General features: G+C 70.7%; 11 protein-coding genes. 5 read left to right on the top strand and 6 right to left on the bottom strand.

What is annotated here, in order from left to right:
- Window position 1: 1 nt before the first annotated feature.
- The 3 genes from ABGB05_RS20290 to ABGB05_RS20300 form a co-directional block, all read right to left on the bottom strand.
- Window positions 2-1,264, bottom strand: a complete 1,263-nt coding sequence (locus ABGB05_RS20290) for an ABC transporter substrate-binding protein (protein ID WP_347655012.1) — start codon at window positions 1,262-1,264, stop codon at window positions 2-4.
- A 139-nt stretch (window positions 1,265-1,403) separates the two neighbouring features.
- On the bottom strand, window positions 1,404-2,720 hold the full coding sequence (locus ABGB05_RS20295; RefSeq protein ID WP_347655013.1) for a hypothetical protein: 1,317 nt from the start codon (window positions 2,718-2,720) through the stop codon (window positions 1,404-1,406).
- Window positions 2,721-3,002: 282 nt separating this feature from the next.
- Complete coding sequence (locus tag ABGB05_RS20300) at window positions 3,003-3,764, bottom strand: 5-oxoprolinase subunit PxpA (protein ID WP_347655014.1); 762 nt, start codon at window positions 3,762-3,764, stop codon at window positions 3,003-3,005.
- Window positions 3,765-3,915: 151 nt separating this feature from the next.
- Between ABGB05_RS20300 and ABGB05_RS20305 the strand changes: the two genes are divergently transcribed.
- Window positions 3,916-4,623, top strand: coding sequence for a GntR family transcriptional regulator (locus ABGB05_RS20305; RefSeq protein WP_347655015.1), 708 nt, complete (start codon window positions 3,916-3,918; stop codon window positions 4,621-4,623).
- Window positions 4,624-4,722: 99 nt separating this feature from the next.
- Here ABGB05_RS20305 and ABGB05_RS20310 read toward each other — a convergent pair whose 3' ends face one another.
- The 3 genes from ABGB05_RS20310 to ABGB05_RS20320 all read right to left on the bottom strand — a co-directional run bounded on the left by ABGB05_RS20310 (window position 4,723) and on the right by ABGB05_RS20320 (window position 6,927).
- Window positions 4,723-5,916, bottom strand: coding sequence for a hypothetical protein (locus ABGB05_RS20310; protein ID WP_347655016.1), 1,194 nt, complete (start codon window positions 5,914-5,916; stop codon window positions 4,723-4,725).
- Window positions 5,917-6,011: 95 nt separating this feature from the next.
- Window positions 6,012-6,413 (bottom strand): ChaB family protein, encoded by a 402-nt coding sequence (locus tag ABGB05_RS20315; RefSeq protein ID WP_347655017.1) that lies wholly within the window; start codon window positions 6,411-6,413, stop codon window positions 6,012-6,014.
- A 136-nt stretch (window positions 6,414-6,549) separates the two neighbouring features.
- A complete protein-coding gene (locus ABGB05_RS20320; RefSeq protein WP_347655018.1) occupies window positions 6,550-6,927 on the bottom strand; it encodes a VOC family protein in 378 nt (125 codons plus the stop codon).
- A 229-nt stretch (window positions 6,928-7,156) separates the two neighbouring features.
- On the opposite strand from ABGB05_RS20320, the gene ABGB05_RS20325 reads away from it, so the two are divergent.
- The 4 genes from ABGB05_RS20325 to ABGB05_RS20340 all read left to right on the top strand — a co-directional run bounded on the left by ABGB05_RS20325 (window position 7,157) and on the right by ABGB05_RS20340 (window position 10,731).
- The gene (locus tag ABGB05_RS20325; RefSeq protein WP_347655019.1) at window positions 7,157-7,891 is read left to right on the top strand and encodes a DUF6766 family protein; all 735 of its coding nucleotides are present in this window, start codon (window positions 7,157-7,159) and stop codon (window positions 7,889-7,891) included.
- A 193-nt stretch (window positions 7,892-8,084) separates the two neighbouring features.
- Window positions 8,085-8,489: a DUF1992 domain-containing protein gene (locus tag ABGB05_RS20330; RefSeq protein WP_347655020.1), complete on the top strand. Its 405-nt coding sequence runs from the start codon at window positions 8,085-8,087 to the stop codon at window positions 8,487-8,489.
- 531 nt (window positions 8,490-9,020) lie between these two features.
- Window positions 9,021-10,301, top strand: a complete 1,281-nt coding sequence (locus tag ABGB05_RS20335) for an ABC transporter substrate-binding protein (RefSeq protein WP_347655021.1) — start codon at window positions 9,021-9,023, stop codon at window positions 10,299-10,301.
- A gap of 67 nt (window positions 10,302-10,368) precedes the next feature.
- Window positions 10,369-10,731: a hypothetical protein gene (locus ABGB05_RS20340; protein WP_347655022.1), complete on the top strand. Its 363-nt coding sequence runs from the start codon at window positions 10,369-10,371 to the stop codon at window positions 10,729-10,731.
- The last annotated feature ends 122 nt before the right edge of the window (window positions 10,732-10,853 follow it).

Below are 10,853 nucleotides of genomic sequence, written 5' to 3' on the forward strand. Positions count from 1 at the left end.
GTCACTTCCGGGCCCCGTTCATCGGCCAGACCGGCTGCACGGAGGAGAGTTCGGCCGGGAAGACCACCCGGTACCGCCCGTCGATCATCTGCTCGACCACGCCGGCCGCACCGGTGTTCTGGCCCTTGTCGTCGAACCTGATCCCGGTCCACGGCATGATCGTCTGCTCGCCGGGGATGTCCAGGGCGCGCAGTGCGTCCCGGATCTTCGCCGGCTCGACCGACTTGGCGTTGTCGATCGCCTGGGCCAGCGCCAGTACGGCGGTGAAGGCCCGGGCCGAGTTCTCGGTCATCGGTGCCCCGTACCGCTGCTGGAACAGGTCGGCGACGGTCTTCGCGGCCGGTCGCTTCTCGGCGATCTCACCGGACCAGGCGGCCCGACTCGAGGCGCCGTCGGCCAGCGCGCCGAGACCGGTGACGAACGCCGGGTCGGCGAAGCCGCTGCCGTACGCGAGCAGTGCCGGCGGGTGGTAGTCGAGCTGGTCCAGCGTCTTCATCAGCTTGATCGCGGCGTCGGTGTAGGCGAGCACGAAGAGCACGTCGGGGTTCTTCCCGCGTACCTGGGCGACCTGGGAGCCGAGGTCGGCGGCGGTCGGGTCGAACGCCACGTTGACCGTGACCGGCAGGCCCACCTCGGCGGCGACCTTCTCGGTGACCCCGGCGCCGTCGTTGCCGAACTGGTCGTTGCTGTGGAAGATGCCGACCGTCCGGACCTGCTCGCCGGCGGCCTGCCGGGCCTTGAGGTAGTCGAACATCGACCGGGCGAACGTCTCGTCGGTCGGCCCGGTCCGGAAGAACCACTTCAGGCCACGTTCGGTGAGCGCCACCGAGGACGACGCCTCGTTGACGAACGGCACGCCGAGCCGCTCGGCGCGCTGGCTCGCGGTCAGCGTCACCCCGGACTGGTACGACCCGATCACCGCGGCCACCTTCTCGCTGGTGACCAGCCGGTCCACCTCACCGGCGCCGATCTCCGGCTTGCCCTGGGTGTCACCGGTGATCAGCTTGACCGGCGCGCCGCCCAGGCCGGGCAGGCCCTTGCCCGGTCCGAGTGGCAGGGCCAGTCCGGGGTGGTCGTTGTTGACGACGTCGACGGCGAGTTCCGCGCCGTGCAGGACGTCGGTTCCCTGGGTGGCGTTCGGTCCGCTCAGCGGCCACAACCCGGCGAGCTTCACCTCGTCGGTCGAACCGGAGTCGGACCCCCCGCACCCGCCGAGTCCGACGGCGAGCACGAGGGCGGCGCCAAAACTGACGATCTTGCGCATGGTCAGGCCTTTCTACTGACGGATGCAGGTGTGCGGACGGGCCCCTTGTTTTCGCTTCCGCGATCAGGAAGGGGTCCTTCCGATCGGCCGGGGCGGCCGGGGGCGGGGGCGGTCGTCACCCCCGGCCCCGGCCGGCGGCTCAGGAGACGGCCGCGCCGGCGGCCTTCACCAGGGCGACGGTCTGCTCGATCGTCTGGGCGCGGTCGGAGGCGAACGCGGGGTCGATGATGTCGAGCGGGTTCTGCGGGTAGACCAGCGAGGAGATGTGCAGGTGCCCGCCGGGTACGTCGGTCGCGCCGAGCGCGAGCCGCAGCCGGTTGGAGCGGTACATGCTCTCGTTCGAGAGGTAGTTGCCGCCACCGCCCTGCTGCGCCTGGGCGTCCGGGGACGGCCCGTTGTCGTGGCAGGAGACCTTGGCCGGGTCCGGCCGGGTGTTGCCGGTCCACTCGCAGATCCGCGGGTTGAGGGCCACCGGCCACGGCGTCGTACCCGCGTCGATCATCTGCTGGTACGGCAGCGTGGTCTCGATGAACTCGGGGTTCGGCTGCGGCTGCGGCCAGTTCGTCACCTGCGGTACGACCTCGGGTGTGCCCTCGTTGTTGTTGTCCGCGCTGCCGCCCCGCCAGGCGCCGGCCCACTGCTCGATCGCCATCCGGGCCCGGCCACCCTGGCTGATCGTCATGATCAGGTCGGCGCGTTCCCGGCTGTTCCGGGTCAGGTGCGGCCCGAAGGTGTCCTCGACGTAACCGAGGTCGAAGCCGCTCCAGGTCACCGGCAGCGAGACCGCCTGGATCTGCACGGTACGGTCACCGACCTGGTACTCCTGGCCGTCGAGCTGCAGCGCCGAGGCGCCGGACGGGTTGGAGCGGCGGATCTCCCCGTTGAGCTGGTACGGGTCGAAGCCGCTGACCAGTACCCGGGTCACGTTCCGGCTGGTCGAGAAGTCGGTCGACGAGATGCCCCGGGAGGCGTACTCGAAGGTCTTGAGCAGGGCGGCCCGGGCGGTGTCGGTCAGCCGGAACGCCGGCTGCCACTGGCGCAGGTCGCGGGTGCCGATCAGGCGGGCCCAGTAGAGCGGCCGGTCGTCGTACCGTTCGATGCTGCCCATCCACCGCTTGCCCTGGGCCCGCTCGGCCGCGGTCCGCCACAGCTCCGCGCCCCGGGTCTGGAGCAGATTGTCGGCCTGCTTGACCGAACGCACCTCGCACAGTTCGCGGGTCAACCGCGTGACGTACGGGGTGAAGCCGCCGATCTCGACCAGGGTGGTCGGCACCTGGACCCCGCCCGGGGCCGCCGGGGTGTCGATCCGGGTCTCCTCGTACGTCGTCCGGGCACTCCGGTCGTAACACTGTCCGGGGGTGCCGCCGTGACCGGCGAGGGGTGCCGGGCCGGCGTCGGCCGTTCCCGGCATCAGCACCAGCGAGGCGCCGATGGCGGTGGCGGCGATCAGCCTCATCCGCCCCCGTACACTGTCGGTTAGCTTCTGCACATTCAAAGTGATCCTGACCCTTCCTGGATAACCGCGTCGGTTCCGTCGTCCGGGCCCAACCAGGGGGACGGAGCCGGCGCGCTGACGGGTTGGTGCAGTTCCGCCCGGGGGATCGGGCGGCGTTTCGAGGTGCGGGAGTCGGTCACCGTCGGCGGGGCGGGCCTGCCCGGCCGTCGGTGACCGGTCCGGAGGCGCGGGTCGGAGGCCGCCGGTCAGAGCTGCTGGGTGTGGGCCGGGGGTGACGTCGCCTCAGCTGAACGCGGCGAGCCGTACCCCGGCGTCCTGTAGCGCGTCGCGGACCTGGCGGGCCAGGTCCACCGCGCCCGGGGTGTCTCCGTGTACGCAGAGCGAGCGGGGGTTGACGGTGACGCTGCTGCCGTCGACGGCGGTCACCCGACCGGTCGTCGCCATCTCGACGCAGCGCGCGGCCACCTCGGTCGGATCGGTGACCAGTGCACCCGGGCTGCCCCGCTTCGCCAGGCTGCCGTCGGGTCGGTAACCCCGGTCGGCGAACGCCTCGGGCTCGGCCGGCAGCCCGGCCTCCTCCGCCTGTCGCAGCAGGTGCGAGCCGGGCAGGCCGAGGATCGGCAGGCTCGGGTCGTACGCGACGACGGCGGCGACGACGGCGGCGGCCTGCGCCTGGTCGGTCACCGTACGGTTGTAGAGCGCGCCGTGCGGTTTGACGTACCGCACCCGGCCACCCTCGGCGCGGGCGATGCCGTCCAGCGCGGCGAGCTGGTAGAGCACGTCGTCGGCGAGTCGGTCGGGCTCGATGTCCATCGCCCGGCGGCCGAAGCCGGCCAGGTCCCGGTAGCCGACGTGGGCGCCGACGGAGACGTTGCGGCGCACCGCCTCGGCGCAGACGCGTCGCATGATCGTCGGATCGCCGCCGTGGAATCCGCAGGCGACGTTGGCGCTGGTCACGATCTGCAGGAGGGCGAGGTCGTCGCCGAGCTGCCAGACCCCGAAGCCCTCTCCGAGGTCGCTGTTCAGGTCGAGGGTGATCGACATTGCGCCTCCCGGGGGATGTGTGGTGAGGACCGCAGGTTCAGGTTGGCAGACTGTTGAACAATCCGTCAATGGTCATGTTGACTTGTAACCTCGTCGTAGCACGAACCCTTCTGCCGATTGAGGGCGCGAGAGAATGACGGACAATGACCGCGTGACGTGGCTGACGAAGCTGCAGGACGACCGGGCGCTGATCAGCCGGGCCAGCACCGCGCAACGGGTTGCCGAGATCCTGCGCGCGCGGATCACCGAGGGAGCTCTGCTCCCGGGCACCCGGCTCTCCGAGGAGATGATCGGCTCCGCGCTCGGTGTCTCCCGCAACACGCTGCGGGAGTCGTTCCGGCTGCTGATCCACGAACGACTCGTCGTACACGAGCTCAACCGGGGTGTCTTCGTCCGGGTCCTCGACGTCGAGGACGTGATCGACATCTACCGGGTGCGCCGGGTGCTCGAGTGCGCGGCGGTCCGCAACGCCCGGCAGAGCCCGCCGGGCGCGACGGAGGCGATCGAGGCCGCCCTGCTCCAGGGCGAACAGGCCGCCGCCGACCAGCGGTGGTTCGACGTCGGCACCGCCAACATGCAGTTCCACCAGGCCATCGCCGGCCTGGCCGGCAGCCCGCGGGTCGAGGAGATCATGCGGCAGACGCTCGCCGAGATCCGGCTGGCCTTCCACGTGATGGCCGCCCCGCAGACCTTCCACCAGCCCTATCTGGACCGGCACCGGGAACTGCTGCGGCTGATCCGCTCCGGGGACGTGGAACGCGCCCACGAGGTGCTCGACGACTACCTGCGCACCGCCGAACGCCAGCTCGTCGAGGCGTACCGCGAACGGATGGTGGCGGCCGTTCCGACCCCGCGGTAACGGCGCGGCCACCTCGCCGGCAAGCGACAGCGGCGGCCGGTCGTCCGGCCGCGGGTCCACCACGGGCGCGGACGTCACCTGCCGCGCCGGCCGCGCGCCTCACACGCTGCGCAGGGCGTAGACCCCACCGTCGGTGCCGGCACCGGCCGGGCCGCTCAGCGCGGCCCAGGTGGCGCCGTCCCAGGCGGCGACATGCGCCGCCGCCACCCCGCCGGCGGTCGTGAAGAACCCGCCGGCGACCAGCCGTCCGTCGTGGACCGCGAGCGACAGGACGGTGTCGTCGGTGCCGGTGCCGCCGGGGCCGGCCAGCCCGGCCCAGGCCGTGCCGGTCCACCGCGCGAGGTAGTTCGTCACGGCGCCGCCCGCCTCGCTGAAATGTCCGCCGACGACCAGCGCCCCGTCGTGTACGGCGAGCGCGCGCCCCTCGGCGTCCAGCCCTCCGCCGAGCGCCGCCCAGGCACCACCATCCCACCGGGCGATCCGGGCCGCCGGCACACCCCCGGCCTCGGTGAACCCGCCCGTCGCCACCAGCGCACCGGAGAAGACGGCCAGCGCCAGCACCTCGCCGTTGAACCCGGTGCCCAGGGTCGACCACGCCTGCCCGGTCCACCGGGCGATCCGGTTGGTGGCGAGCCCGCCGGCCTGGCTGAAGCCGCCCGCGACGATCAGCGCACCGTCGTGTACGACCAGGTCCGAGACCGGACCCACGTCGACGCCGGTGCCGGCGGCGCCGGTCAGTGGGTGCCACCGGGTGCCGTCCCAGCGGGCCACGTGGTTCGCGGCCACCCCGCCGGCGGTGAGGAACTGCCCGCCGACGACCAGGTCCCCGTCGAAGACCGTGAGTGCGTCGACGAAGTCGAGCGGGGTGCTCATCACCCCGGTGCCGGCCGGCCCGGTCAGCGGCGCCCAGGCACTGCCGTCCCACCGGGCTATCCCGTTCACCCGTACCCCGCCGGCGGTCAGGAAACTGCCGCCGACGACGAGGTCACCCTGGTAGACGGTGAACGCGGTGACCGGACCGTCCGGTCCGGCGCCCGGCACGCCGGACCACGCCGTACCGGACCAGACCGCGACCCGGTCGACGGTCGTCCCGCCGGCCCGGGTGAAGGTGCCGCCGGCGTACAGCCCGGGTGCGGCGGCGACCGCCCGACCAGCGGCCGCCGCCGGGGCACCGTCGGTGGGGCCGGCCGCGGCGACGCCCACGGCACCGAGGACGAGCGTGTGGGCGGCGACCAGCGCCAGAACGCGGCGTCCGCACCGGCGACGCGCCGGGGATGTGCCGGGTTCGCTCATGGCCGCTCCCTCCGCCAGGTCCGCCCGACCGGGGTCGGATCCTGCCACGAAAGATATATGAATATCTATTTGTCGGCAATTCCGGCCGGGCCGGATCACCGGTTCCGGACCGCCCGGGTACGACGGTTGTTCGCCTTCCGGATCGCGTCGACGAGTTCCGCCTTGGTCATCCGGGAGCGGCCCCGTACGTCAAGCCGCCTCGCCACGTCCATCAGGTGTTCCTTGGTCGCGTTCGCGTCCACCCCACCAGCGGTACCGGTGGACCCGGCCGGCCTGCGCCGGGCCGCCTGGGCGTCGCTCGGCCCCTTGCGCCCCTTGGCCTCCCAGTGGTCGCCGACCTTCTCGAACGAGTGCTTCACCGCGGCGAACGCGGTACGGTGCGCCCGCTCCCCCTCCCCGTACGACTCGACCGCCGAGTCGTGTGCCTTCGCCCAGGTGTCCCGGGCCTTCTTCGGTGACCGTCTCAGGGTGCTGGGCATCTCCTCACGAGCCGGCATCACTGCCTCCTCCGGATCTGTCGGCCCTGCCCTCCGGCAGGGCCCGTACCCGGTGAACGGTGCCCTACCACCGACCGGGATAAACCGCCCGGCGCGCCTGCGGCCCGAGCGGTCAACCGTCCCCGGGGTCGAACGGTCAGCCGCCCCGGGTCGGGTGGTCGAGGAGACAGAACTCGTTGCCCTCCGGGTCGGCGAGCACCACGAACGGCTCGTCGCCGCGCTGTCCCACGTCGGCCCGACGCGCACCCAACCCGATCAGCCGCGCGACCTCGTCGGCCGCCACGCCGTCCCGTACGGCGAGGTCCAGGTGGAGCCGGTTCTTGCCCGCCTTCACCGGCGCCGTCGGCTGCAGCCAGACCGACGGCACCGTCGGCGGCGCACCGTCGGGTGGGCAGAGCTTGACGCTGCCGTCGTCCTTCGGCACGCACCGGTAGCCCAGCGCCCGGGACCAGAACCGGGCCATCAGGTCAACATCCCGTACGTCCAGCGTGTACTGGCTGACGAATGCCGCCACGCCACACCTCCTCGATCTGTCGATGGCCCCCGCTCCGGTCCTCGTACCCGGCCCGGCGGCGATCCATCCCGATCCGTCGCCGGGCCGTCGACCACCGGCCCCGGCGGGCAGCCGCGTCACCGTCCGGTCCGACCGCCCGGCTCCGCACCGCCTGACCAGGTTTTCCGCCGGTACGCCGAGGGAACGGAGAGCCCTGGGAAGGGACTCCCGATCCGGGACAACAACCCTGATGAGCGGAGATCTCCACATGGCGCGACAGATCGTTGAGGAGAAGATGTCGTCGAACCGTCGGGAGGAGCCGTCGACACGGCGGTGGCTACGTAACAACGCCCTCGCTCTGACGATGTTCGGCGCGTTCCTGCTCTTCCTCGTCCTGCAGAGCATCTTCGGCTGGCAGACCCACAACGAGGAGCTGACCCAGTTCGGCGCGGCGCCCCAGGGCTACCTGCACTATCTCGGCACCGGGCACTTCGCGGAGGCGGTCTTCGAGAACTGGGAGTCGGAGTTCCTCCAGATGGGCGGCTACGTGCTGCTCACCGCCTATCTGATCCAACGCGGCTCGTCGGAGTCGAAACCCGAGCCGGACACCGACCGGCCCGAGGACCACGCCCGCAACGCCAAGCCGAACTCCCCCTGGCCGGTGCACGTCCGGGGCGTGGCGCTCACCCTGTACCGCAACAGTCTCTCCATCGCCCTGCTGCTGCTCTTCGCGCTCTCCTTCGTCTTCCACCTGCTCGGCGGCACCGCCGAATTCAACGAGCAGCAGCGCCTGGAAAGCGGCGCGCCGGCGATCAGCGCCTGGCAGTTCCTGCAGACCAGTGACTTCTGGTTCCAGTCGATGCAGAACTGGCAGAGCGAGTTCCTCGCCGTCGGCGCGCTCGTCGTGCTCAGTGTCTTCCTGCGTCAACACGGCTCACCGGAGTCCAAACCGGTCACCACCCCGCACCACGAGACGGGCGCCTGACCCCGACGGCGGGGCCGGGCCGCCGGACGGGCGGTCGGGTCACGCCGCGCGCCCCACCAGGTTGGCGAGTTGATCGACAATCGGGGATGGGCGGGTCCGCCTCCGTCACCGGCCACCGTCCGGGCACGACCAGCGGCCGACCTACGATGGAACCGGCCAGGGGGGCGGAGGGCGACGGCGGGAGGGCTGACCGGTGCCGAGTTGGTACGAGTCCCGGATCGAACGCCAGATCCGCGAGGCGCAGGAGCGAGGCGAGTTCGACAACCTCCCCGGTGCCGGCAAACCCCTGCCCGGCTACGGTACGGGCTACGACGAGAACTGGTGGATCAGGGACTGGATCCGTCGGGAGGAACTGACCGGGCTGGCGCCGACCTCACTGAAGATCCGCAAGGAGGTCGAGGAGCTGCCGCGGCGCCTGGCGAAGGAGTCGACCGAACAGGCGGTCCGGGCTGTCGTCGCCGAACTCAACCAGCGGATCCTGCTGGCCCGTCGTGGCCTGGTCGACGGACCTGCGGTGGTGCTGCCGACCCTCGACGTCGAACGGGCGGTCGAGGCCTGGCGCCGCCGTCGGAACGGCACGGACCGGCCGAAACGCTAGGAGAACGGGCCGGCCCTCCGCACAGCGGGCCGGACCTCCCCCGGCCAGGGCACGCCTCGGGGAGCAGCCGGGGCGATCCGGTCGATACGCCGGACGCCGCAGGCAATTGCCGGCCACCGAGCGGCATATTCCGCATCGCCGGCGGCCCCTACCCACCAAGACTCCGCGACACGGCCGCAAGTCACAGTGTCGGTTGTCGTTGGCTCGCGGTATCGCGACGCCGTTGCCGAACCTGACGCAGGCAATCCGCCCAGGCCGATTGTCTGAACCGGTTCATGGCCCTGTCTGCACCACCCACGATGACGAGGCAATCTCTCCTTCAACGCCAGGAGCAGCCCAAATAGGGTCTGCACCCTGAACCGGTTCACGCGCTTAACAGTTCAGTTCCCCCGCATCGTTGTCACGTCGTTGACACGGCCGTAACCCACAGGTACTTTCCCTGCAAGTCGCGCTGCCCTCCCCTTCCTCGCGGAAGCGCGAAACGACGCATCGCGCAACGTCTTTGTGGACACCGAGAGGTGGGACGCGCATATGAGGAAGTACGCATTCGCCGGTGTGGCACTCGTACTGTCGCTGGCCCTGGCGGGCTGCGGCGGGGACGACGGCGGCTCCGACGACACGGTGTCCGGCGAGATCACGGTGCTGACCCAGCGCACCGACATCGTCAACACCGTCTTCCAGGAGTACAAGAAGACGTTCGAGGCGAAGTACCCGGGGACGACGGTCAAGTTCGAGGCGATCACCGACTACGAGGGTGAGATCCGGATCCGGATGAACACCCGGGAGTACGGCGACGTCCTGCTCATCCCGAACTCCGTCACCGCCGACATGCTGCCGACCTTCTTCGAGCCGCTCGGCAGCGTCGACGACCTTGACGATAAGTACCGGTTCGTCCGCAGCGAACAGAGCTTCGAAGGCACCGTCTACGGCCTCGCCATCACCGGCAACGCCCAGGGCTTCGTCTACAACAAGAAGGTGTGGCAGCAGGCGGGCATCACCGCGCCACCGAAGACCCCGGCCGAGTTTCTCGCCGCGCTGGCCGCCATCCGGGACAGGACCGACGCGATCCCGCTCTACACCAACTACAAGGACAAGTGGCCGCTCGGCCAGTGGGAGGGCGGCCGCGGTGTGATCAGCGGCGACCCGGAGGCGGCGATCAAGCTGGGTCGGGACGACGCGCCCTGGGCACCCGGGCAGGAGCACTTCGTCCTCGACTCGCTGCTCTTCGACGCCGTGGCCCAGGGGCTGACCGAGCCCGACCCGACCACCACGAACTGGGAACAGTCGAAGGGCCTGCTCGGCACCGGCAAGGTTGCCACCATGATGCTCGGCTCGTGGTCGATCGTGCAGATGCAGGACGCGGCCCCGAACAGGGCCGACATCGGCTACCTGCCCTTCCCGAACCAGGTGAACGGCAAGTTCCACACCGTGATGGGTGGGGACTACAAGAACGCGATCAATACCAACTCGAAGAACAAGGCGACGGCCCGGGCCTGGATCGACTGGTTCGCCAACGAGTCGAACTACGCCGTGGACCAGGGCGGGATCTCGCCGGTGATCAGCCAGGCGATGCCGACGACGCTGGCCGACCTGACCGCCGCCGGCACCGAGTTCATCGAACTGGCTCCCGCGCCGAGGGGCGAGGAGGGGTTGGCCGACAAGATCGGCAACGAGGCCGAGATCGCCCTCTACGACGGGGCGTACCGGCAACGGATCGTGGACGCGGCCCGGGGGGCGAGAAACGAGACCAAGGAGCAGATCTTCGCCGACCTCAACAAGAAGTGGGCGCAGACCAGGGCCAAACTCCGGTAGCCGGTCGTCCCTGGTGCTGACGGCCGGCGAGGGTGTGCGGGGTTCCGGGCCCCGTACAGCGCACCACGTGGCCGATGCAGTCCCGGCCCGGGACCTGACCGGAAGGTGGGCGTACCAGATGGTGACTCCGACGAACACCGCGAGCCGGGTGCCCGGGCCACCCGCCGGGCGGTGGCGTCTCGGACCGACCGGGCCCCGACGGCAGCCGCCACGACGCCGCAAGCGGGTCGTCACCCCGTACCTGTTCCTGCTGCTTCCGGTGGCGCTGCTGGCGACCTTCACCTACATCCCGGTCGCCAACATGTTCTGGTACAGCGCCACCTCGTGGAACGGGCTCAGCCCGACCAAGGAGTTCGTCGGCGTGGGAAACTACGTCGAGATCCTCACCCGGCCCGAGCTCTTCGGCGTGCTGCGGGTCAGCCTCTACTGAGGTGATCTCAGCAAGGATCCGGGGGCGGTTCGGGATGACACGGGCGTACCGTCCATAGCGGACAGCTTTTGATAAGGACGTGGAGCCATCGGTAGACAGGTTCTTGCGACGGAATCGGTCTC

The sequence above is a fragment of the Plantactinospora sp. B5E13 genome (genome assembly GCF_039871775.1).
GTDB lineage: Bacteria > Actinomycetota > Actinomycetes > Mycobacteriales > Micromonosporaceae > Plantactinospora.